The following is a 21883-nucleotide window of genomic DNA, read 5'->3' as shown; positions in this document are numbered from 1 at the left end:
ATGTCCCGATGAAAAAGGTTATTTGGCGGTCGGCATGCTGAATTCAGGACCCTTGGCGATACTGTCCGGCCAGCGTTGCATGACGCTCTTGTAGCGGCTGTAAAAACGCAGGCCTTCTTCGCCATAAGCATGGTGATCGCCAAACAGCGAACGCTTCCAGCCACCAAACGAATGCCAGGCCATCGGTACCGGGATCGGAACGTTGATACCGACCATGCCGACCTTGATGGAGCGGGCAAAGGCGCGTGCCACCCCGCCGTCACTGGTGAAGCAGGACACACCGTTGCCAAACTCATGAGCATTGATCAGCTCGACAGCACTGGCAAAATCAGGCACATGCACGATGCCCAGCACCGGACCGAAAATCTCTTCCTTATAGATCTGCATGTCAGGCGTGACATTGTCGAACAGGGTCGCACCGACGAAGAAGCCTTGCTCGGCACCCGGCACCTTGAAATGGCGTCCATCGACAATCAGCTTCGCGCCCTCCTCGACGCCTTGGGCGATGTAACCTTCCACTTTGGCCTTGTGCACGGCAGTAACCAAGGGCCCCATGTCCGAGTCGGCGTCCATCCCGTTGCCGACCTTGAGCTGATCAATGCGCGGCAGCAGCTTTTCAATCAATGCCTGACCGACGTCGCCTACGACCACCGCGATGGAAATTGCCATGCAGCGCTCGCCGGCCGAACCGAAAGCCGCACCGATCAACGCATCGGCCGCCTGATCCAGGTCGGCATCGGGCATCACGATCATGTGGTTCTTGGCCCCCCCCAGCGCCTGCACACGCTTGCCATGCGCGGTGCCCTGCTGATGGATGTACTCGGCAATCGGCGTCGAGCCGACAAAGGACACGGCTTCGATATCAGGATGTTGCAGCAATGCATCGACAGCGACCTTGTCACCCTGCACGACGCTAAAGACGCCATCGGGCAGTCCGGCTTCCTTCAACAGGCGCGCCATCAACAGGCTGGCGGAAGGATCGCGCTCTGAGGGCTTGAGGATGAAGCAATTGCCGGTCACCAGCGCCATGGGAATCATCCACAGCGGCACCATGACCGGGAAGTTGAACGGCGTGACGCCGGCACAGACACCCAGCGGCTGGCGCAGATTCCAGTTGTCGATGCCACCGCCGATGTTGTCGCTGAAATCGCTCTTGAGCAGGCTTGGCGCACCGCAGGCGAATTCGACAATCTCAATGCCGCGCACCACTTCACCGCGTGCATCGGACAACACCTTGCCGTGCTCACGGCAGATGATCTGCGCCAGTTCGTCATGATGGCGGTCGAGCAATTCCTTGAACTTGAACATGACCCGCGCACGGCGCAGCGACGATTGATCGGCCCAGGCCGGAAAGGCCGCCCTGGCTGAGGCAACCGCTTCATCGACGGTCTTGAGGCTGGCCAGTGCCACGCGAGCTTGAACACTGCCCAGCGCCGGATTGAAGACATCGCTGTAGCGCTCGCCATCGCCGTTGTGCAACTGCCCGTTGATGTAGTGGCCGATCACCGGTGACTCGCTCATCTGACTGACTCCAGTTAAAAAGGGGAATTAAAGCTCCAGCAGCCAACTGTGCTGCGGATCGTTATGGAACTGCCACGCGCGGGTCGGGCCGGCCATCACGTTGAGGTAGTAAGACTCGTAACCATAAGGCACGGTGACCGGGTGATAGCCCTTGGGCACGACGACCAGATCGCTGTTTTCCACGGCCATGGCCTGATCGATGCTGCGGTCATCGGTGTAGACGCGCTGGAACACGAACCCCTGAGGCGGGTTGACCTGGTGGTAATAGGTTTCTTCGAGAAAGCTTTCGTGGGGCAGATTGTCCAGATCGTGCTTGTGCGGCGGGTAGCTGGAGGAGTGACCCGACGGCGTACGCACCTCCACCACCAGCAGCGAGTGCGCAGCTTCGGTGTCCGGCAGGATGTCGCACACGTAACGTGTGTTGGCATGTTTGCCGCGCACGCTGCGCTTCATGCTGTCGGGTGTGATCAGGCGGGCCGGGACGCGCTTTGTGCTGTCGCCGGGGGCCGCGCAGACCGCCAGATGAGCAGGCCCCAGCGCGGTGAAATGCGCCTGACTGTTGGGCGGCAGATAGACCGCGAATGGCGATTTCTCCTCGAACACCGAATGTCGGTCGCCAATGTTTTCCCAACTGAAAGCGCCCTGCCCCGGAGCCTCGCCACTCACGCTGGCGTGGCCGGTGAGCAGCACCACGCACAGCTCATTGTCTGCAGCATTCAGCGGCAAACGTTCCCCGGCTTCAAGGCGGTACGCAGTAAAGCCCACGTACTCGAGCGCGCCTTCTGGCAACGCGACGATGTCTCGACCCTGAGCGTTGCTTTTGATCAACAGATTCATTGTCCAGTCCTCCTTATCGGGCATCGGCCAGCAACTGGCGCAGCGTGTCATAGCCTTTTTTGGCGTAGACATAGCTCGGCGCTACCGCTGGATCCTGTTCGGCCTCGACCACCAGCCAGCCGGTGTAGTCGGCCTGCAACAACACGTTGAGCAGCGCCGAAAAATCAATATCACCATCGCCCGGAACCGTGAACGTGCCGTTGATGATGCAATCCGGAAAACTCCAGAGGTTGTTGCGCGCCAGTTGCACGACCGGCTTGCGCACGTCTTTGAAGTGCACATGACACACCCGATCGATGTGCCGGCTCAACACCTCCAGCGGCTCGCCACCGCCCATGTAGCAATGGCCCGAATCGAACAGCAGCCCGACCTCACTGCCGGTCATTGCCATCAGCCGATCGATGTCCTGTGGCGACTCGATGTATGCGCCCATGTGGTGGTGATACGCCAGACGCACGCCGTGCGACAGGGTATAGCGGGCCAGTTCAGTGAGCTTGTCGGCGTATTCGCGCCACGCCTCATCGGTATGAAAACGCGGTCGTTCGACCAGAGGAACACGCTGCCCCTGAATCGAATCGGCCACTTCGCCGTACACCAGTACCGAAGCGCCATTTTCGGCAAGCAGTTGCACGTGAGAAGCAATGGCTTCGATCTCTTCGGCCACCGAACGTCGTGCCAGCCGACTGGAATACCAGCCGGAGACCAATGCGAGGCCGTAGGGGCGCAAGACATCGCCGACGCCCTTGGCGTCCTTGGGAAACTTGCCGTTGAGCTCGAATCCTTCGTAGCCGATGGCCTTGCCCTCGCTCAGCGCGGTACTGAGCGGGGTTTCGCCACCCAGCGCAGGCAGGTCGTCGTTGCTCCAGGAAATCGGGTTGATGCCGATGCGGATAGTGGGTACGGAAACAGGCATGGCTGGACCTTTTTTTGTAGTGATCACGGCGTCAGTGACGATTGGCTTCACGCCCGGCTTTCGCGCCAGGACTCGATCAGCCAGTTGAACGTGCCCTGCACTCTGGCAACCAGCGTGGCATCGTCGATCTCACCGGCCATCCAGGCCCGGCTCGGTTCGCGAAAGATCGTCCGACCGACGGCGAATCCCTGACAGGTACGACTGTGGCGCGCGGCGGCAAACCCTTCAGCCAGATGTTCGACAGGCGCATTCAGCCCCAACAACACAACGCCACGGCAATACGGGTCACGCTCCTGAATCAACGCGTCCAGTTGCTGCCAGACCTCGGCGGTCTGCGCTTCTATCTTCCACCAGGCAGGATAGATGCCCAGGTTGTACAGGCGCTTGAACGCACGCAGCATTACGTCGGGATAGGTCGAGGGATGGTCTTTGGGCGGAATGATTTCCAGCAACAGCTCATGCCCGCTGACCTTCGAGGCATCATAAAGGGCCTTGATCTGCGCCTCCTGCTCAAGGCGCAGCATGGGCTCGTCATCAGGGTGGTATTGCACCAGGCACTTGATGATCTGCTCCTGCGGCCAGTTGATCAGGTTGCTGCCAATCGAACGGCCGTGCTCGAACGCCAGAGGCCTGGAACCCTGAACTTCCACCGGACGAGCCACCCACCACCCGCGACCGGTAGCCGCGTTGAGCGCATCCTGTCCGAACCGTTGATCGGCCAGCAAGCCCACATCGCCCTCGATGCCACGGCTGCGCAGATCATGCTCGACCCGCTCCACCGCCTGCACGAACAGCTGCTTGAGCTGGCCGATGCTGCTCAGGTCCCGACCGGCCTGCTGCGCGAGTTCCACCAGTTGACCGCGATGATCGAAGGCAAAAATGAACAGTTGCCGCCACTGCCTGCGCGGGGTGCTGACCTGATGCAGACGTTGCAGGCCGACATCCTGATCCGGCCGGGTGACCGGTTCCGGGCTATTGAACAGGTACTCCAGTTCTGCGGGCGTCGGCATGGCCGGGGCACAGGCGTGACGGGACACCACCAGCCCGCCGCAGGCGTTGGCCAACTGGCAGCAACGCTCGTCGCTCGCATCCTTGAGCCAGCCGCTGAGGAACCCTGACATAAAGGCATCACCTGCCCCCAGCACGTTGAGGACCTCAACCCGCACACCGGGATAGATCGCGCCATCTTCGAGGCGTGCAGGAATCGCACCATGAATGACCGTGCAGCCTTGCGGACCGAGCTTGACCACCAATGTGGCGGCAGTCAGCCCGCGCACGGTGCGCAAGGCAGTGAGCAAATCGGTTGCACCGCCGGCAATCAGAAACTCTTCTTCGGTCCCGACGATCAGGTCGAAACGCGGCAGGATGCGCTGGACATGCTGGCTGACGTTCTGATCGGCGACAAAACGTGTTTCGCCGTCGGCCTTGCTCGCCAGCCCCCAGAGCACGGGTCGGTAATCGATATCGAGTACCCGATGCACCTGGTGTTTTTCCGCGTAGTCGAGCGCCTGGATGCTGGCCTTGAACACCTGATCGGTGGAAAAGTGTGTGCCGGTGATGAGCAGTGCCTTGCTGGAAGCAATCTGCTGCTCATTGATGTCCTCGGCGCGCAGGGCCATGTCGGCGCAATTTTCACGGTAGAACACCAGCGGAAATGTTTCACGATCCTTCAGACCCAGCAGCACCATGGCAGTAAGGCGCTCGGGATCGCGCTTGATGGCGCTGACGTCGCAGCCTTCGCGAGCCAGCGATTCGACCAGAAACCGCCCCATGTGGTCGTCGCCCACGCGGCTGAGCATGGCCGACCGCAGCCCGAGCCGGGCGGTGCCGAACGCTATGTTTGCGGACGATCCGCCCAGGTATTTGGCAAAACTCGAAACATCTTCCAACCGGGCGCCGACCTGCTGCGCATAGAGGTCGACGCCCAGTCGTCCGAGGCAAATCAGATCCAACGGACGCCCGGAGGCAAAGCGTGTCTGGCCCATGGTGGCTCCTGTTATTTTTATCAGCCTGCAGTGCATGCTTCAGGCGCACGACTGCTTTGTGATGCAGCCTAAAACGTCCCGGCGCAGCAATCAATATTTATTCTATAATTTTTTAATGTGGAATATTTTTTCCATACCCATCATCAAGTGCTGGCACAATGGGCTGACAGGTGCGATATAGTTCGCGATCACGCCACACGCAGCGCTTATTGTCCGGGCACATCAGCACCCTGTGTCCTGAAAAGAAAACAGTAAAAGGATTGAATATGAACAGCCCCGATCAACCGCCTCTGCCCGACACGAACGTCGACATGCCACCGACCAGTGCCGATGGATTGCTGCGGCTGATCACTGAGGAATACGACACCCTGCCCCGCCAGCTCAAGCGCATTGCCAGCTACATGAGCCAGCAAAGCGACCGGATCATGGTCGACCGCATCAGCGATATCGCCCGGGAGTGCGAAGTGCACCCCTCCGCCATCGTGCGCTTCTCGCAACGTTTCGGCTTCAGCGGCTTCAGTGAAATGCAGGCCCTGTTTCGCGAGGCGTATACGCACAAGACCACGCCGGTGCAGAACTATCAGCAGCGCATTCGCAGCATGATCGCCAACAAGTCGCACAAGGCCAGCGGTGCAGACCTGGCCCGGGAGTGCGTGAATGCGACCTTGTCCGGGCTGGAACGCCTGGGCTCGGAGCTGGATGACGAGGAGTTCGAAAAAGCCGTGGACCTTGTGGTCAACGCCGACAACATCTATGTGGTGGGCGTGCGCCGTTCGTTTGCAGTCGCCGATTATCTGGTCTACAACCTGCAGCACACCAACAAGCGTATTCATCTGATTTCAGGACTGGGCGGCAGTTACCGCGAACAGATGCGCAGCGTGCGGGCCAACGATCTGGTAATCGCCATCAGCTTCACACCGTATGGCAAGGAAACGCAGCATTGCCTGCGTATCGCCCAGCACCATCAGGCCAAGACGCTGATCATCACCGACAGCAACCTGTCGCCACTGGCCAAGCGCGCCCATTCGGTGTTGCTGGTCAATGAAGGCAGCTCCTTCGCCTTTCGCTCACTCAGTGCAACCCTGTGTTTATGCCAGGCGCTGTTCATCGCCGTGGCTTACCGTCTGGAACTGAAAGTGGACGAGATACACGAGCAGGTCGGCTTCGACGATTGACCGGGTAAACGACACGGGAAAGTGCAGTTCGTCAGCACAGCCTCTGCACTTCCCCGCCGGGCTCAAGACTTGGCCTGATCACCCATACGTTGCTGGTTTTTCGCGTTCATCTTTTTGGCGCGTTTTTCAAGCACCAGGTAAACCACTACCGCCAGCATCAGCGGCAGCAGGAAGTAGATGGCACGGTAGCCGATCAGTGCGGCGAGCAGAGTGCCTTTGGAAAACTGATGCGACAGCAACGTGATGAACACCGTCTCGAGTACGCCAAGCCCCGCTGGAATATGGGTAATGACCCCCGCGATACTGCTGATCAGCAACACACCCAGAATCGCCGGGTAAAACGCCTTTTCCGGCAATAACGTGAAGATTACCGCAGCCATCAACGACCAGTTCAGCGCGCCGAGACTGGCCTGCATCAGGGCCTGTTTAAGCGAAGGCAGATTAAATTCCTGATCGCGGATCTTCCACGAGCGGCGCCTGGAAAAACGACAGGCCAGCAGGTAGGCGAAACACACAGCCAGCAGACCGAAGCCGATCAGTTGCAGCGTGTCGGTGCCAATCGACCACTCCTTGGGCAACGACAGAAACCGCATCGAAAACACAAAGCCTGCCAGCAGCATGTAGCCGAGCCAGTTAGTGATCAGGCTCAGGCTGAGAATGCGTGTGATGGTCGACACCTCAAGCCCCAACCTCGAATACAGCCGGTAGCGCAACGCAATACCGCCCACCCAGGAACTCAGGTTGAGGTTGAAGGCATAGCAGACGAACGTCACCGGTACGATCTGCTGAATCGACAGTTTGTGCCCTGTGTAATAGCGGGCCAGGACGTCGAACCCGCAATAGGTCAGGTAACTGAGCAGTGCCACGAACGCGGCCATCAGGAGTGTGCTGAGTTTGTAGGACTGCAGCGCCTGCTTGACCTCCTGCCAGTCAAGATTCTTGACCAGCAGAAACAGCAGTACCGGCACCGCGATGAAGAAAAACAGGTTGAACGCCCGTTTTGCCCACTTCCACTTATCGCTTTTTTTCTCGCCCTTCGCGCCCTGCGAAGATGCACTGGCTGCCTGGGTCATGATGTTTTCTCCTGATCCAGTTCATGGTGCGCCTGTTGCTGGATCACTTTGGCCTCCGGCACGACATCACCTGCCCGCAAGGGCTTGAGGCGCATGCCATGCACAGGGAACAGGCCGGCAATGGCCGGAAAACGCCGCAGAAAGAAGAAGCTCAACACAATCATCGGCGCACGCCACCATTGACCACGCGCAGCCCCCTTCAGACTCATCTGGGTACTGTGTGCCGCCGCCAGCTCCATCAGATGCGTCTGCAACCGATCATTGAGCGACTGATCGCGAATGAACAGATTGGCTTCCAGGTTGAGCGCCAGACTCAAAGGGTCGAGGTTGCTGGAACCCACGGTGGACCAGTCCTGATCAATCAGCGCAACCTTGCCGTGCAAGGCACGCTGTTTGTATTCATGGATGATCACGCCATCACGCAGCAGGTAGGTGTAGGTCAGTCGCGAGCAGACCCTGACAAATGGCATGTCCGGCTTGCCCTGCAGGATCAGCGTGACCTTGACGCCGCGCCGCGACGCATTGCGCAGCTCTCGCAGGAAGCGATAACTGGGGAAGAAATAGGCATTGGCCAGCGTGATGCGCTGCTTTGCGCCACGAATGGCTTCCAGGTATCGCTCTTCGATGTCGGTGGTGTGCTCGGCATTGTCGCGCTCGGCCAGCAGCATCCGGGCATTGCCGGCGGGCTCCAGCTTGAGAGGGACCGGCGTCAGCCTGGCGCGCACAGCATCGCTGAGCATGCGCACGGCGCTGCGATGAATGTCCTCAATGATCGGGCCACGCACCCGCACAGCGTAATCCTGCTTGGCAGTCAGGCCGGTGTCGGTCATGTGATCGACGCTGTAGTTGATGCCGCCGATAAAACCGGTTTCGCCGTCGATCACCACCACCTTGCGATGCAGACGGCGAAACAGATTGGTGCGCATGCCCATGAACCGGGGACGCGGGTCGAACAGCTGAATCTGCACGCCCGCGTCAATCATGGTTCTGACGAACGCAGAACTGAGGTCAGACGTACCGTAGTCATCCACCGTGATGACGACTTTGGCCCCGTTATTGGCAGCTTCGATCACGGCTTGTTGCAGACCGGTGCCGATCCGGTCTTCGAAAATGATGAAGGTCTCGATCAGGACCTCCTTTCGAGCCGCACGGATGCACTCGAATACCCGGGTGAAAAAGTCCTCACCGTTGATCAGCAACTCTACCGAGTTGCCATCGCGCCACTGTTCTCTGGTGCGGCCAGTCGTGTTGCTCATAAGGTCACCTCCACCGCCAGCGGTGCATGATCGGAAAGATGAGACCAGGGTCGATTGGAAAGCACCTTGGGCCTGTGGGTCGTGGCGTTGCGTACGTAGATTCGGTCCAGCCTGAGCAATGGCCAACGCGCGGGAAAGCTCCTTGCCGGCGCGCCGAAGCGCTCGACGAAAACCTCATGCAGCCCAGTGCCCTGCAACAAGGCGTCGGCACGCTGACGCCAGTCATTGAAATCCCCGGCAACGATTACCGGCTCTCCCGCAGGCAAACGGTGCATCAGTTCGGCAAGCAGCGTCAGCTGTTTGCGCCGATGGCTCTCGAGCAACCCCAGATGCACACAGACCGCGTGCATATGACCATGGTTCGGCACATCAATGATGCAGTGCAGCAAACCGCGCTGCTCTGTTCCGTCGATGGAGATGTCGAGATTCTCATGGCTCACGATCGGGTATTTGGAGAGCAGCGCATTGCCGTGGTCGCCGTCCGGATAGACCGCGTTACGACCGTAGGCAAAATCGCTCCACATGCTGTCGGCCAGAAACTCGTACTGCGAAATGGTCGGCCAGTCTTTCACTGTCCGGGCATGGCTATGATGCTCGCCATGCACTTCCTGCAGGAACACCACATCAGCCGAGACGCTTCGCACTGCTTCGCGCAATTCGGGAAGAATGAAGCGACGGTTGAAGATGCCGAAGCCCATGTGCATGTTCATCGTCAGTACATTCAAAGAAAGGCTGGCCGAGACCGGCGCAAGAGGGCCGGTGGGCGTATTGGCAGTGGTCAAGAGCGACTCCTGAGTGAATATTCACCTCATATGAAGCCTCGTGATGGCACAGGTTCCATTGGTCTCTGGCAATGCTGCCTCCTTGCCATGAGTGTCCATTCATCGACTAGTCTTGCGGTAACGAAGGCAAGGGATCGACGCCACGAGAAACGCGCAGGCTGCGCACCTGCCCCTCAGGAGCCGCGCGCCCGTAAAAGCAGATTTCGCACTACGCGCATTACGCGTATCGTTATCCGACAATTATGCAACCCATGCACCGAGCCTGAAAACGTGACAAGGAACTCAACCGTGGATGTACCGTCGTCTCAACGCTACACAGCCAAGGCGCGCTGGTTTCACTGGCTGATGGCGGCCTTGATTGTGCTTGCCTACGTACTGATTCTCAGCCGTACTCAATTCAGCAAGGGATCCGAGTACCGGATACTGGTGGTACAGAGTCATTTCTGGGTCGGGATTGTGATTTTGACAATGGCCTTCTTTCGAGTGGCGGAACGACGCCGTCATCGGCCGCCAGGCATAACGCCGCCCCTGGAAGGCGCCTTGCGCGTTGCCTCAAGTCTGACGCATTACGCGCTTTACGCTTTTCTGTTCATCCAGCCGTTACTGGGACTGCTGACCGTCATGGTGGAAAAAGGGGCGCTGCCCATCCCGCTTACTGCCCTGCAGATACCCTGGCCTTTTGCGACGTCCGACCATCTCGCCGAAAATTTTGAAGACCTGCACAAGCTGCTGGGTTCGATCTTCTACTACGTGATCGGCCTGCACGTCCTCGCTGCTGTCTGGCATCACGTCGTGCGCAAGGACAACACGCTCAAACGAATGCTGTGACCAGGGCACCTCAAGGGCTGCATACGGCAGCCCTTGAGGCGCGGCTCGACTGACTACTGAGCCGACAATACGTGGGCCAGCGCAGCCTTTACCTTGCCCATACCGTCATGCAGCGCCTGCTCGATCTCGGCCATGGTGATCACTGCCGACGATTTGCCTGCCGCAGGGTTGACCACCAGCGCCAGACAGGCGTAATCCAGCTCCAGCTCACGGGCCAGCGCCGCTTCAGGCATGCCGGTCATGCCCACGATGTCGCATCCGTCGCGTTCCAGGCGAATGATCTCTGCCACGGTTTCCAGACGTGGCCCCTGCGTACAGGCGTAGACACCGCGCTCACTGAACTCGCAGCCGCCTGCCGCAAGCGCAGCAATCAGACGCGCACGCAGCGCTTCGCTGTAGGGATAGCTGAAATCAATGTGCGTCACCTGCTCAAGGTCGTCCGCGAAAAATGTATGCTGGCGACCGCTGGTGTAGTCGACAAGGTCGTGCGGCACGCAAAAATGTCCAGTGCCCATGGCCGGATGAATACCCCCTACCGCATTCACTGCCAGAATGGCCTCGGCGCCGGCCTGCTTCAAGGCCCAGATATTGGCGCGGTAGTTGACCTGATGAGGCGGCAGGCGATGCGGATGACCATGGCGTGCCAGGAACATCACTTCGCGCCCGGCATATTCGCCCATGTGGATATCGCCCGACGGCGCGCCATAAGGCGTATTCATAGGCAGCGACTGACGAATGTTCAGCCCTTCGAGCTGAGTCAGGCCGGTGCCGCCGATAATCGCGTAAACAGTCATTGTTAATCCTTAGTCGATCAATTGGGCGCTGCGCAGTGCCGCAAGCGCGGTCAACCAGCGAGGGTGCTGTCGATAGTCAGTACTGGCAACGGCCTTGCCGCGCATGCGCGCGATGCGCGCTGAAGGCTTGACCTTCATACGCTGCGCCGCACTGAGTGCCAGCTCTGCGGCTGCCCGATCGTTGCAGACCAGCCCCATGTCGCAACCGGCAGTCAACGCCGCTTCGATGCGCCTCGCCGCATCACCGACCACATGCGCGCCGGCCATCGACAGGTCATCGCTGAAGATAACGCCATCAAATTTCAGTTCGTCGCGCAGGATGCCCTGCAACCAGCGTCGCGAGAAGCCAGCCGGTTGCGAATCGACCTTCGGATAAATCACGTGAGCGGGCATGACTGCCGCCAGTTGCTGACTCAGGCGCGCAAACGGCACCAGATCATTGGCGCGAATCTGCTCAAGAGTGCGCTCATCGGTCGGGATGGCGACGTGGGAGTCGGCCTCCGCCCAGCCATGACCCGGAAAATGCTTGCCGGTAGCGGCCATGCCTGCCGCGTTCATGCCACGAATGAAGGCACCCGCCAGCCGCGCGGCACGCTCCGGATCACCTTCAAAGGCACGCGTGCCAACCACCGCGCTGCGCTGGTAATCCAGATCCAGGACCGGGGCGAAACTCAGGTCAAGCCCTACTGCCAGCACCTCGGTCGCCATCAGCCAGCCGCAATGCTCGGCAAGTCGCTCGGCGTCGGGCTTGTCGGCGATGGCGCGCATCGCGGGCAGACGCACGAAACCTTGACGCAACCGCTGGACTCGCCCGCCCTCCTGGTCCACCGCCAGCAGCAGATCAGGTCGAATGGCGCGAATGGCTGCGCTCAGTTCACGAACCTGGCGGGGATGCTCGATGTTTCGAGCGAAGATGATGAGACCGCCCACTTCGGGCTGACGCAGAAACTGACGGTCGTCGCTGGTCAGCCAGGTGCCAGCGACGTCGACCATCAGGGAGCCTTGCAGGCCAGAACTCATAGAAAAACCCTTATACACCAGTGCCCAATTTCAATGCGGGCATGGTGCTTGATCCTGAAGCCCTGTGCAATGCGAAGGGGCTGGACCCTGTTCAGATCTGGGCGATTCTCAGGCCTTGGCAGCGACAGGCGCGGCCGCGCTGCTGGTCTTGTTGCGAGGCTTGAGCTGGGCGGCAATCATGGCTGCGTCGGTCACACCCGTGTCGGCGCGCATGCCGGCCGCCAGGAACGGCACCATCAGACGCATGACCTGCTCGATCGAGGTATTGACGCCGAAATCGGTTTCGGCAATGGCGCGCAACGCCTTGATACCAGACATGCTGAAAGCGGCGGCTCCGAGCATGAAGTGCACGCGCCAGAACAGCTCAATGGGGGGAATACGCGGGGCCGCTTCGTTGACCAGCGTCATATAGCGGCGAAACACCTTGCCGTACATGTCTTCGAGGTAACGTCGCAGGTGGCCCTGACTCTGGCTGAAAGCCAGACCCAGCAGACGCATGAAAATGGAGAGGTCGTTGCCGCTGCGCGGTTGTACAACCAGCGCCTGTTCAACGAGAATTTCAAGCAGCTCTTCAAGCGAAGGCTTGTGCTCGGGCCTGGCCTGACGGCGCTCCAGCTCACGGTCCAGACTGATGCAAAAAGGGCCGAGAAAGCGCGAAAAAACCGCCTGGATCAGGGCTTTCTTGGACCCGAAATGGTAGTTCACCGCAGCCAGGTTGACAGAGGCCTTGCTGGTGATCAGACGCAATGAGGTTTCAGCAAAACCTTTTTCTGCGAACAACTGCTCCGCAGCATCAAGAATGCGTTCAACGGTTTCCGACTGTGCCATGGCTCTCTGCCTAACAAACGAACGTTTGAAACATACGTATCAGGCTGCCCTGTTGTCAAGCAAACGCGTTCATTTTATGGCCAGACAGTCACGAAAACAGCCATGAATCGCTGGTGTGCGTGCCTTGCTCAGGCTTTCTCGAATCAAATTGGCCGTCTTCAACAGCACCGCCGGACGGTAAAAACGAAATGGACGATTGCCAAGCCGCCTTCACTGTATATAATCCCAGTCACTGTATAAAAAGACAGAGCGCTCAACATGATCAAACTGACGCCACGCCAGGCTGAAATCCTGGGCTTCATCAAACGCTGTCTTGAAGACAACGGCTTTCCCCCGACCCGTGCGGAAATCGCTCAGGAGCTGGGCTTCAAATCGCCCAATGCTGCTGAAGAGCATCTCAAGGCGCTTGCCCGCAAGGGTGCCATTGAAATGACTCCCGGCGCTTCGCGCGGCATTCGTATTCCCGGCTTTGAAGCGAAATCCGACGAAAGCAGCCTGCCGATCATTGGCCGTGTTGCTGCGGGTGCCCCCATTCTGGCGCAACAGCACATCGAAGAGTCCTGCAACATCAATCCGACCTTTTTCCACCCGAGTGCCGACTACCTGCTGCGCGTGCATGGCATGAGCATGAAGGACATCGGCATTCTGGACGGCGACCTGCTGGCGGTGCACACCACCCGCGAGGCACGTAACGGTCAGATCGTCGTTGCCCGGATCGGCGACGAAGTCACGGTCAAACGTTTCAAGCGTGAAGGCAGCAAAGTGTGGCTGCTGGCTGAAAACCCGGAGTTCGCACCCATCGAGGTCGACCTCAAGGATCAGGATCTGGTGATCGAAGGTTTGAGCGTCGGCGTCATTCGCCGCTAAGGAGACGTTATGCAGTTCCATCAAGCACCGCATTCGCAACTGCCGCTGTTCGAGGCGTTCATGGCCCAGCCTATTGCCCCGATGCTGACAGATGTCGTCGAATCGCCCTGGAGCAACGAGCCGGAGCCTTTCAGCGAACTGTCCTTACGTGGTGCCGCCGGGAACTGCCTGAACCTGCTTGCCCCTATTCTTCGAGAACTGAGCCAGGAAGCCGATGCACGCTGGCTGACGCTCATCGCACCGCCGTCAAGCCTTACTCAAACATGGCTGCGGGATGCGGGACTGAACCGGGAACGCATTCTGCTGCTTCAGCCACGCGGCACTCAAAGCGTATTGGAGTTGACTCGCGAAGCGCTGAGGCTTGGACGTAGCCACACAGTGGTGAGCTGGATCAATCCTCTCGGCACAGCAGCGCGCCAGCAGTTGATCAGTGCAGCGAAGGTCGGGGAAGCGCAAAGCCTGAATATTCGACTGGGCTGAACACCCGGTCGCTGCTCAACGCTGCGATCAGTGCAGAACGCGTGGTCCGTCATCCTTTTCGACTTCGCCTTCAGCCAGGCGACCGGCCATCTGCACGCCTACGCTCAACATGGCCTTGGCGACTTCGACGTGCTGCCCCTGCATGAACGCTTTGGCATCTGCCGAGAAATCCAGCGTAACCAGAGAGCCCTCGTCATCAGCGCGGCGCAGCTCGATGCGGCCATCAGGCAGTTCGACAATTTCAAGAAAAGAGGTAGGCATTGGTACAGTTACTCCGCAATAGGCTGGCATTGTAACAGCCTGCCAGCCCATCAATCATTGCTTTTCAGCACTCGCTCAAGCCTTCACGAAAGCGAATGGCCAGACTTTTAAGCTGTTGACGCCAGCTTTCCAGCTCCTCACGCGTCAGTTCCGGCGCTTGCTCGTTATCCAGATTCACCGCCACGATCATCGGCTGAGTCACGTCACCCTTGGGTTTCGCGGGAGCGCGCGGTGGCAGGAACAGAGCGTTATACGCAGCCAGCAGCCTGGCCAGCCAGGTCTCGCGATGATGAGCCAGCTCGACCAGCTCAGCCATTTCCGGAATCGCAATGGCGTCCAGTACTTCCTGAGTCAGCAATAGCTCTGCACGAGGGGCGCCCGCCTGGGGCAGACGATAGAAACCGGCAATCTCGTGGCAAAGCCCCAGCAGGGCGCCATACAAATGAAACAGCACGGACTCGCGCTCGGCCTGCTGCAACGCTTGCGCGTTGATGACCTGGCCGTTTTCAGCCTTGCCCAGCGCCTCAAGTGCAAGCCCTGCGAAATAGATCTTCTGGTTGGTGCGGGTATAGAGTTCATGAGCCATGGCAACACTCTCCATCACAATCGAATAAGACCAGCTTAGCCTGACCGCATAGCGTCAGACCGGCGTCCGGCTTCCAAGTGCCGGACGCCTGCCCGTCAACGCTTGTCTTCGACCTTCCAGACGCTGCCATCATAGAACGCGCGCCAGCCGGTGGGCTTGCCTTCGACCTCGGTCTGCACGTACTGCTCCTTGGTCTTGCGGCTGTAACGGATCACCGACGGACGGCCATCCGGATCCTTCTTCGGCGCTTCGCAGAGGAAGTGATACTTCGGATCAATCTCGTCCTTATGCGGTGCAATCTCGATCACCAACGGTGCGCGGGTTTCACGATTTTTCGGGAACTGGCTGGCGGCAAGGAACAGCCCCGAAGCGCCGTCACGCAGAATATAGGTGTCATCGACCTTGTCGCACTTGAGTTCCGGCATCTTGACCGGATCCATCTTCGGCGGCGCCGCATCGCCGCTTTTGAGCAGCTTGCGGGTATTCTTGCATTCAGGGTTGGTACAGCCGAAGAACTTGCCGAAACGGCCGGTCTTGAGCTGCATCTCGCTGCCGCACTTGTCGCACTCCAGACTCGGACCTTCGTAGCCCTTGATCCGGTAAGTGCCCTTCTCGATCTCGTAACCTGTGCAATCCGGGTTGTTACCGCAGATGTGCAGCTTGTGGTTCTCGTCGAGCAAATAAGCGTCCATGGCCGTGCTGCAGATCGGGCAGCGATGCTTGCCACGCAGAACCCTGGACTCCGACTCACCCTCGTCATCCTCGGCAATCTCGTCGCCAGGCGTCAGGTTGACGGTCGCCTTGCAGCGCTCCTTGGGCGGCAGGCTGTAGCCGGAGCAACCCAGGAACACACCTGTCGAGGCGGTACGGATCTGCATCGGACGCCCACAGACCTTGCACGGGATATCGGTCATGACCGGCTGATTGGCACGCATGCCGCCGTCAGGCGCTTCGGCCACTTCCAGCTTCTTGCGGAAATCGCCGTAGAACTCGTCCAGCACGTTTTTCCAGTCGCGCTGGCCCTGAGCAACGTCGTCGAGGTTTTCTTCCATGCCGGCGGTAAAGCCGTAATCCATCAGATTGGCAAAGCTCTCCGACAGACGTCCGGTGACGATGTCACCCATCTTTTCAGAGTAGAAGCGGCGGTTATGCAGCGCGACATAGCCACGATCCTGGATGGTCGAGATGATCGCGGCGTAAGTCGAAGGACGACCGATACCGCGTTTTTCCATTTCCTTGACCAGGCTCGCTTCGGAGTAACGCGCAGGCGGCTTGGTGAAGTGCTGGGTCGGATCGAGCTTGTTCAGCTTCAGGGTTTCGCCCTGCGCCATGTCCGGCAGCACGTCATCGTCGCCAGGCTTGGCCATCTGCGGCAGCACACGGGTGTAACCGTCAAATTTGAGGATGCGGCCTTTGGCACGCAGCTCGAAATCGCTCGCGGCAACGCTGACCGTGGTCGACAGGTATTGCGCAGGCGGCATCTGGCAAGCGACGAACTGACGCCAGATCAGCTCATAAAGGCGCTCGGCGTCGCGCTCCATGCCCGAAAGCTTGGAGGGATGCATGTTGACGTCGGAGGGACGAATCGCTTCGTGCGCCTCCTGTGCGCCTTCCTTGCTGCTGTACACGTTCGGCGATTCCGGCAGGTACTTCTTGCCGAACTCGGTTTCGATGTAATCGCGCGCCATGCTTACCGCGTCTGCCGACAAGTTGGTCGAGTCGGTACGCATGTAGGTGATATAGCCAGCCTCGTACAAGCGCTGAGCCATCATCATGGTCTTCTTCACGCCGAAGCCCAGGCGATTGCTCGCCGCCTGCTGCAGGGTCGACGTAATAAACGGCGCCGACGGCTTGCTGCTGGTCGGTTTGTCTTCGCGCTTGACGATGCTGTAGCTGGAAGCCTTGAGCTTTTCCAGCGCGGCCATGGCCTGCGCTTCGTTCAGCGGCTTGAAGGCTTCACCGTTTTCACGGGCGACTTCAAAGCGCACATTGGCGCCTTTGGCGGTGCCCAGGTCAGCGTGGATTTCCCAATACTCTTCGGGAATGAACGCACGAATCTCGCGCTCACGCTCCACCACCAGTTTCACGGCAACCGACTGCACACGGCCTGCAGACAGGCCACGGGCGACCTTCTGCCACAACAGCGGAGAGACCATGTAACCGACGACGCGGTCCAGGAAGCGACGTGCCTGCTGGGCGTTGACCCGGGCAATATCCAGCTCGCCGGGCTTGGAGAAAGCCTCCTGAATGGCTTTCTTGGTGATTTCGTTGAACACCACGCGCTTGTAGCGGCTGTCATCGCCACCGATGGCTTCGCGCAGGTGCCAGGCAATGGCTTCCCCTTCGCGGTCCAAGTCCGTCGCGAGATAGATGGTGTCGGCATCCTTGGCGAGCTTGCGCAGCTCATCGATCACCTTCTCCTTGCCGGGAAGGATCTCGTACTTGGCTTTCCAGCCATGCTCCGGATCGACGCCCATGCGCGACACCAGCTGGCGCTGCGCCTTTTCTTTCGGCGTCAGTACCGGGCCCTCGCCAGCGGCGGCCTTGCCACGCTTGGCGGCGGGCTCTTTGGCAGCACTGGCCGAACCGCTGGTGGGCAGGTCTCGGATATGGCCGATACTCGACTTCACCACGTACTGGTTGCCCAAATACTTGTTGATGGTCTTGGCCTTAGCCGGGGATTCCACGATGACCAGCGATTTGCCCATGGATCAGAAAATTCCTGAATACTAGATGAAAGACAATGACGAGCTTGTAAAGGCCACGCTATATATAGTGGCTACAAGGTGAGGTCAAGCACAGCCTGTTGTGAATTTCCGAGTCACGACCCGGAAAACAGGCTCGGTTCCGCCTGGACCAAAGCAAAGCGCGGGACTTGCTCCCCGTCAACCTCGACGACCTCCAGGAACATTTCCAGAGGACGAACCCACATACCGAAATCGCCGTAGAGCGCCTGGTAGAACACCACGTCCTCTTCGGTCTCGGAATGCTTCGCCACACTGAACACGCGATATTGCGGGCCTTTGTAATGGCGATAGAGCCCTGGTTGCAGTTGCATGGTGCAGCCCTCGTCAAACAGGTTCAAAACAGAAACAAAGCCAAAACATCTGGCAAAAAACTGCTTTTTCAAAAATACAAAAGCCGGGGCATCAAGCCCCGGCTTGCGTCACGCCAGGCAATCAGACGCGTTCGAAGACGGTCGCGATGCCCTGACCCAGTCCGATGCACATGGTGGAAACCCCAAGGTTGCCGCCATTCTGCTTCATGACATTGAGCAAGGTGCCGGAGATACGCGCACCGGAACATCCAAATGGATGGCCCAGAGCGATGGCGCCGCCATGCAGGTTAACCTTCTCGTTCATCTTGTCGAGCACTTTCAAATCTTTCAGCACTGGCAAGGCCTGTGCAGCGAACGCTTCGTTAAGCTCGAAGAAGTCGATATCCGAGATACTCAAGCCGGCACGTTTGAGTGCTTTCTGAGTAGCAGGTACCGGGCCATAGCCCATGATTGCGGGGTCTACACCGGCAACAGCCATGGAACGAATCACGGCCATCGGCTGAATGCCGAGGTCTTTGGCACGCTGCGCGGACATCACGATCATGCACGAAGCGCCGTCGGTAATTTGCGAAGACGTGCCCGCCGTCACAGTACCGCCCTTGGGATTGAACGCCGGCTTGAGCGCCGCCAGACTTTCCAGGGTGGTATCAGGACGAATGGTTTCATCGTAGTCGAAGACCTTGAGGAAGCCGTTTTCGTCATAGCCCTGCATCGGGATGATCTCGTCCTTGAACTTGCCTTCCAGCGTCGCCTTATGGGCCAACTGGTGAGAGCGAAGGCCGAAGGCATCCTGTTGCTCGCGGGTGATGCCGTGCATCTTGCCCAGCATTTCGGCGGTCAGGCCCATCATGCCGGATGCCTTGGCGGCGTACAGCGACATGTGCGGGTTCGGATCGACGCCGTGCATCATACTGACGTGGCCCATGTGCTCAACACCACCGATCACGAACACATCACCGTTGCCGGTCATGATCGCCTGGGCAGCAGTGTGCAGCGCGCTCATGGACGAACCGCACAGGCGGCTTACGGTCTGCGCAGCGGAAGTATGCGGGATCTGGGTCAGCAACGACGCCATACGGGCGATGTTCCAGCCCTGCTCCAGGGTCTGGTTGACACAACCCCAGATCACGTCCTCGACCTCGGCCGGGTCGATCTTGTCGTTTCGCTCCAGCAGTTTGCTGATCAGGTGCGCGGACATGTCTTCGGCACGAGTGTTGCGGTGCATGCCGCCCTTGGAGCGGCCCATCGGGGTGCGACCGAAGTCGACAATCACGACGTCTCTTGGATTCAAGCTCATACGTTCATTCCTCAGAAAGGCGCTTAACCGAAGAAGCTCTGGCCGTTCTTGGCCATCTCACGCAGCTTCGCGGTCGGTTGATACAAGGCACCCAGCTCGGCATATTGGTCAGCGAGGGCAACGAATTCGGCAACACCGATCGAGTCGATGTAACGCAGTGCACCACCACGGAATGGAGGGAAACCAATACCGTAGATCAGGCCCATATCGGCTTCAGCAGCGGTTTCAACGATCCCGTCTTCCAGGCAACGCACGGTTTCCATGCATAGCGGGATCATCATCCAGTTGATGATGTCTTCGTCGGTCACTTCACGCTGTTCGAAAATAATCGGCTTGAGCACATCCAGCACTGCCGGATCGTTGACTTTTTTCGGCTTGCCTTTCTTGTCCATCTCGTAGGCGTAGAAGCCTTTGCCGTTCTTCTGACCCAGACGCTTGGCTTCATACAGCACGTCGACAGCCGAACGGCGGTCGTCCTTCATGCGATCCGGGAAGCCTTCGGCCATGACATCACGGCCATGGTGGCCGGTGTCGATACCGACCACGTCCATCAGGTACGCAGGGCCCATCGGCCAGCCGAATTTCTCCATCACTTTGTCGATACGTACGAAGTCGACGCCCGCACTGACCAGCTTGGCGAAACCGCCGAAGTACGGGAATAGTACGCGGTTAACCAGGAAGCCCGGGCAGTCGTTGACCACGATCGGGTTCTTGCCCATCTTCTTGGCGTAAGCGACGGTCGTCGCAACGGCCTCTTCGCTAGACTTTTCACCGCGGATCACTTCCACCAGCGGCATCATGTGCACCGGATTGAAGAAGTGCATGCCCACGAAGTTTTCCGGGCGCTTGAGCGCCTGAGCCAGCAGGCTGATGGAAATGGTCGAGGTGTTGGAGGCCAGAATGGTGTGTTCGCCTACCTGTGCTTCGACTTCGGCCAGTACCGACTGCTTGACCTTGGGGTTCTCGACCACGGCTTCGACGACCAGATCGACATTACCGAAATCACCGTAGGACAGCGTAGGACGAATCGCGTTAAGCGCTTCGGCCATCTTCGCAGGCGTCAGACGCCCTTTCTCGACGCGGTTGCCCAACAGTTTGGACGCTTCGTTCAGGCCCAGTTGAATGGCCTCTTCCCGAATGTCCTTCATCAGGATCGGCGTACCCTTGACCGCTGACTGGTAAGCGATGCCGCCGCCCATGATGCCGGCGCCGAGCACGGCAGCCTGCTTCACGTCCTTGGCGACTTCGTCATAACCCTTGGCTTTCTTTTTCAGCTCCTGATCGTTCAGGAACAGGCCGATCAGACTCTGCGCAGCAGAAGTCTTGGCCATTTTGACGAAACCGGCAGCTTCGATTTCCAGCGCCTTGTCACGACCGAAGTTCGCGGCTTTCTGGATGGTCTTGATCGCTTCGACCGGTGCCGGGTAGTTAGGACCGGCTTGACCGGCAACAAAACCCTTGGCGGTTTCAAACGCCATCATCTGCTCGATGGCGTTGAGCTTGAGCTTGTCCAGCTTAGGCTGACGCTTGGCCTTGAAGTCGAACTCGCCGGAGATGGCGCGTTTGATCAGATCGAGGGCCGCGGCCTGAAGTTTTTCAGGCGCGACAACGGCATCCACAGCGCCCACTTTCAGGGCATCTTCAGCGGCGTTTTCCTTGCCGGATGCAATCCACTCAATGGCGTTGTCGGCACCGATGATACGAGGCAGACGAACCGTACCACCGAAGCCCGGGTAAAGGCCCAGCTTGACTTCAGGCAGGCCGATCCTGGCGCTGCTGGACATCACGCGATAATCAGCGGCCAGGCACATTTCCAGACCGCCGCCCAGCGCAATGCCGTTGATGGCGACGACTGTCGGCACGCCGAGGTCTTCGAAATCGCTGAAGATCCGGTTGGCTTCCAGGTTGCCGGCGACCAGTTCGGCTTCGGGCAACTTGAAGTTGTCGACGAACTCGGTGATGTCAGCGCCGACGATGAATGCGTCTTTGCCGCTGCTGACGATCACACCTTTAACCGACGCGTCAGCCTTGAGGGCATCCACTGCCTGACGCAGCTCGTTGAGGGTGAGGCGATTGAACTTGTTGACGGACTCACCCTTGAGGTCGAAATTCAATTCGACGATGCCACTTTCAAGAGCCTTAACCGTGATGGCTTTACCTTCGTAAATCATCAACTGATCTCCACAATATGGAAGCTGAACAATACTCGCTGAACATTAACGTTCAACGAGACTACGACGTCGCCGTCGATGAACACGCCAAATCACACATACATCCGCTGCGACGCGGTAGCCAGGATTCTGTCAGAGCCGTCTGACGACC

The 21883-nt window shown here is 58.9% G+C and carries 20 protein-coding genes; 4 read left to right on the top strand and 16 right to left on the bottom strand.

Going from position 1 to position 21883, the window contains the following annotated elements; all coding sequences use genetic code 11:
* Positions 1 to 18 precede the first annotated feature (18 nt).
* From BUB69_RS10005 to BUB69_RS09990, 4 genes are read right to left on the bottom strand one after another with little or no spacing between them, the layout of a single operon-like run.
* The gene (locus BUB69_RS10005; RefSeq protein WP_073165435.1) at positions 19 to 1521 is read right to left on the bottom strand and encodes a CoA-acylating methylmalonate-semialdehyde dehydrogenase; all 1503 of its coding nucleotides are present in this window, start codon (positions 1519 to 1521) and stop codon (positions 19 to 21) included.
* Between the two features lie 27 nt (positions 1522 to 1548).
* Positions 1549 to 2358: a 5-deoxy-glucuronate isomerase gene (iolB, locus tag BUB69_RS10000; protein WP_073165432.1), complete on the bottom strand. Its 810-nt coding sequence runs from the start codon at positions 2356 to 2358 to the stop codon at positions 1549 to 1551.
* Between the two features lie 13 nt (positions 2359 to 2371).
* Positions 2372 to 3271, bottom strand: coding sequence for a myo-inosose-2 dehydratase (iolE, locus tag BUB69_RS09995; RefSeq protein ID WP_073165709.1), 900 nt, complete (start codon positions 3269 to 3271; stop codon positions 2372 to 2374).
* 47 nt (positions 3272 to 3318) lie between these two features.
* The gene (locus BUB69_RS09990) at positions 3319 to 5256 is read right to left on the bottom strand and encodes a bifunctional 5-dehydro-2-deoxygluconokinase/5-dehydro-2-deoxyphosphogluconate aldolase (RefSeq protein ID WP_073165427.1); all 1938 of its coding nucleotides are present in this window, start codon (positions 5254 to 5256) and stop codon (positions 3319 to 3321) included.
* A 266-nt stretch (positions 5257 to 5522) separates the two neighbouring features.
* On the opposite strand from BUB69_RS09990, the gene BUB69_RS09980 reads away from it, so the two are divergent.
* Positions 5523 to 6431, top strand: a complete 909-nt coding sequence (locus tag BUB69_RS09980) for a MurR/RpiR family transcriptional regulator (protein WP_073165419.1) — start codon at positions 5523 to 5525, stop codon at positions 6429 to 6431.
* A gap of 62 nt (positions 6432 to 6493) precedes the next feature.
* Here BUB69_RS09980 and BUB69_RS09975 read toward each other — a convergent pair whose 3' ends face one another.
* Genes BUB69_RS09975 through BUB69_RS09965 form a run of 3 tightly spaced genes read right to left on the bottom strand, consistent with a single transcriptional unit; the run spans position 6494 to position 9542 of the window.
* A complete protein-coding gene (locus BUB69_RS09975) occupies positions 6494 to 7504 on the bottom strand; it encodes a lysylphosphatidylglycerol synthase domain-containing protein (protein WP_073165416.1) in 1011 nt (336 codons plus the stop codon).
* A complete protein-coding gene (gene clsB, locus BUB69_RS09970) occupies positions 7501 to 8760 on the bottom strand; it encodes a cardiolipin synthase ClsB (RefSeq protein WP_073165413.1) in 1260 nt (419 codons plus the stop codon). Before clsB ends, BUB69_RS09975 begins: the two co-directional genes overlap by 4 nt.
* Positions 8757 to 9542 carry an endonuclease/exonuclease/phosphatase family protein gene (locus BUB69_RS09965; protein ID WP_073165410.1) on the bottom strand — a complete coding sequence of 262 codons (786 nt, stop codon included), beginning with the start codon at positions 9540 to 9542 and terminating at the stop codon, positions 8757 to 8759. Before BUB69_RS09965 ends, clsB begins: the two co-directional genes overlap by 4 nt.
* A gap of 288 nt (positions 9543 to 9830) precedes the next feature.
* Between BUB69_RS09965 and BUB69_RS09960 the strand changes: the two genes are divergently transcribed.
* Positions 9831 to 10370, top strand: a complete 540-nt coding sequence (locus BUB69_RS09960) for a cytochrome b (RefSeq protein WP_073165407.1) — start codon at positions 9831 to 9833, stop codon at positions 10368 to 10370.
* Positions 10371 to 10423: 53 nt separating this feature from the next.
* On the opposite strand, the gene BUB69_RS09955 is transcribed toward BUB69_RS09960, so the two are convergent.
* The 3 genes from BUB69_RS09955 to psrA all read right to left on the bottom strand — a co-directional run bounded on the left by BUB69_RS09955 (position 10424) and on the right by psrA (position 13012).
* Positions 10424 to 11164, bottom strand: coding sequence for an S-methyl-5'-thioinosine phosphorylase (locus BUB69_RS09955; protein ID WP_073165403.1), 741 nt, complete (start codon positions 11162 to 11164; stop codon positions 10424 to 10426).
* Positions 11165 to 11173: 9 nt separating this feature from the next.
* A complete protein-coding gene (gene nagZ, locus BUB69_RS09950) occupies positions 11174 to 12172 on the bottom strand; it encodes a beta-N-acetylhexosaminidase (protein WP_175561693.1) in 999 nt (332 codons plus the stop codon).
* A gap of 120 nt (positions 12173 to 12292) precedes the next feature.
* Positions 12293 to 13012: a transcriptional regulator PsrA gene (psrA, locus tag BUB69_RS09945; RefSeq protein ID WP_073165397.1), complete on the bottom strand. Its 720-nt coding sequence runs from the start codon at positions 13010 to 13012 to the stop codon at positions 12293 to 12295.
* A gap of 258 nt (positions 13013 to 13270) precedes the next feature.
* On the opposite strand from psrA, the gene lexA reads away from it, so the two are divergent.
* Together lexA and sulA are read left to right on the top strand one after the other, a co-directional pair.
* Entirely contained in the window at positions 13271 to 13879 is a 609-nt protein-coding gene (lexA, locus tag BUB69_RS09935; RefSeq protein ID WP_024689271.1) for a transcriptional repressor LexA, read from the top strand.
* 9 nt (positions 13880 to 13888) lie between these two features.
* Positions 13889 to 14359: an SOS-induced cell division inhibitor SulA gene (gene sulA, locus BUB69_RS09930; RefSeq protein WP_073165394.1), complete on the top strand. Its 471-nt coding sequence runs from the start codon at positions 13889 to 13891 to the stop codon at positions 14357 to 14359.
* Between the two features lie 27 nt (positions 14360 to 14386).
* On the opposite strand, the gene BUB69_RS09925 is transcribed toward sulA, so the two are convergent.
* The 6 genes from BUB69_RS09925 to fadB all read right to left on the bottom strand — a co-directional run bounded on the left by BUB69_RS09925 (position 14387) and on the right by fadB (position 21732).
* Complete coding sequence (locus tag BUB69_RS09925; RefSeq protein WP_073165391.1) at positions 14387 to 14620, bottom strand: hypothetical protein; 234 nt, start codon at positions 14618 to 14620, stop codon at positions 14387 to 14389.
* A gap of 64 nt (positions 14621 to 14684) precedes the next feature.
* Positions 14685 to 15206 carry a DUF6586 family protein gene (locus BUB69_RS09920; RefSeq protein WP_073165388.1) on the bottom strand — a complete coding sequence of 174 codons (522 nt, stop codon included), beginning with the start codon at positions 15204 to 15206 and terminating at the stop codon, positions 14685 to 14687.
* 95 nt (positions 15207 to 15301) lie between these two features.
* Positions 15302 to 17914 (bottom strand): type I DNA topoisomerase, encoded by a 2613-nt coding sequence (gene topA / locus BUB69_RS09915; protein WP_073165385.1) that lies wholly within the window; start codon positions 17912 to 17914, stop codon positions 15302 to 15304.
* Positions 17915 to 18027: 113 nt separating this feature from the next.
* Entirely contained in the window at positions 18028 to 18264 is a 237-nt protein-coding gene (locus BUB69_RS09910; protein WP_073165703.1) for a DUF1653 domain-containing protein, read from the bottom strand.
* Between the two features lie 121 nt (positions 18265 to 18385).
* Positions 18386 to 19561: an acetyl-CoA C-acyltransferase FadA gene (gene fadA / locus BUB69_RS09905; RefSeq protein ID WP_073165382.1), complete on the bottom strand. Its 1176-nt coding sequence runs from the start codon at positions 19559 to 19561 to the stop codon at positions 18386 to 18388.
* Positions 19562 to 19584: 23 nt separating this feature from the next.
* Positions 19585 to 21732: a fatty acid oxidation complex subunit alpha FadB gene (gene fadB, locus BUB69_RS09900; RefSeq protein ID WP_073165379.1), complete on the bottom strand. Its 2148-nt coding sequence runs from the start codon at positions 21730 to 21732 to the stop codon at positions 19585 to 19587.
* Between the last annotated feature and the right edge of the window lie 151 nt (positions 21733 to 21883).

Origin of the sequence: Pseudomonas asturiensis (assembly GCF_900143095.1) — a bacterium.
GTDB lineage: Bacteria > Pseudomonadota > Gammaproteobacteria > Pseudomonadales > Pseudomonadaceae > Aquipseudomonas > Aquipseudomonas asturiensis.
The sequence above is the reverse complement of the archived record's forward strand: the minus strand, read 5'-3'. Positions and strand labels throughout refer to the sequence as shown.

Excerpts from the sequence above, each read along its gene's own strand:
- BUB69_RS10005 (WP_073165435.1), bottom strand. The coding sequence starts at position 1,521 with ATGAGCGAGTCACCGGTGATCGGCCACTACATCAACGGGCAGTTGCAC.
- iolB (WP_073165432.1), bottom strand. The coding sequence starts at position 2,358 with ATGAATCTGTTGATCAAAAGCAACGCTCAGGGTCGAGACATCGTCGCG.
- iolE (WP_073165709.1), bottom strand. The coding sequence starts at position 3,271 with ATGCCTGTTTCCGTACCCACTATCCGCATCGGCATCAACCCGATTTCC.
- BUB69_RS09990 (WP_073165427.1), bottom strand. The coding sequence starts at position 5,256 with ATGGGCCAGACACGCTTTGCCTCCGGGCGTCCGTTGGATCTGATTTGC.
- BUB69_RS09980 (WP_073165419.1), top strand. The coding sequence starts at position 5,523 with ATGAACAGCCCCGATCAACCGCCTCTGCCCGACACGAACGTCGACATG.
- BUB69_RS09975 (WP_073165416.1), bottom strand. The coding sequence starts at position 7,504 with ATGACCCAGGCAGCCAGTGCATCTTCGCAGGGCGCGAAGGGCGAGAAA.
- clsB (WP_073165413.1), bottom strand. The coding sequence starts at position 8,760 with ATGAGCAACACGACTGGCCGCACCAGAGAACAGTGGCGCGATGGCAAC.
- BUB69_RS09955 (WP_073165403.1), bottom strand. The coding sequence starts at position 11,164 with ATGACTGTTTACGCGATTATCGGCGGCACCGGCCTGACTCAGCTCGAA.
- psrA (WP_073165397.1), bottom strand. The coding sequence starts at position 13,012 with ATGGCACAGTCGGAAACCGTTGAACGCATTCTTGATGCTGCGGAGCAG.
- lexA (WP_024689271.1), top strand. The coding sequence starts at position 13,271 with ATGATCAAACTGACGCCACGCCAGGCTGAAATCCTGGGCTTCATCAAA.
- sulA (WP_073165394.1), top strand. The coding sequence starts at position 13,889 with ATGCAGTTCCATCAAGCACCGCATTCGCAACTGCCGCTGTTCGAGGCG.
- BUB69_RS09925 (WP_073165391.1), bottom strand. The coding sequence starts at position 14,620 with ATGCCTACCTCTTTTCTTGAAATTGTCGAACTGCCTGATGGCCGCATC.
- BUB69_RS09920 (WP_073165388.1), bottom strand. The coding sequence starts at position 15,206 with ATGGCTCATGAACTCTATACCCGCACCAACCAGAAGATCTATTTCGCA.
- topA (WP_073165385.1), bottom strand. The coding sequence starts at position 17,914 with ATGGGCAAATCGCTGGTCATCGTGGAATCCCCGGCTAAGGCCAAGACC.
- BUB69_RS09910 (WP_073165703.1), bottom strand. The coding sequence starts at position 18,264 with ATGCAACTGCAACCAGGGCTCTATCGCCATTACAAAGGCCCGCAATAT.
- fadA (WP_073165382.1), bottom strand. The coding sequence starts at position 19,561 with ATGAGCTTGAATCCAAGAGACGTCGTGATTGTCGACTTCGGTCGCACC.
- fadB (WP_073165379.1), bottom strand. The coding sequence starts at position 21,732 with ATGATTTACGAAGGTAAAGCCATCACGGTTAAGGCTCTTGAAAGTGGC.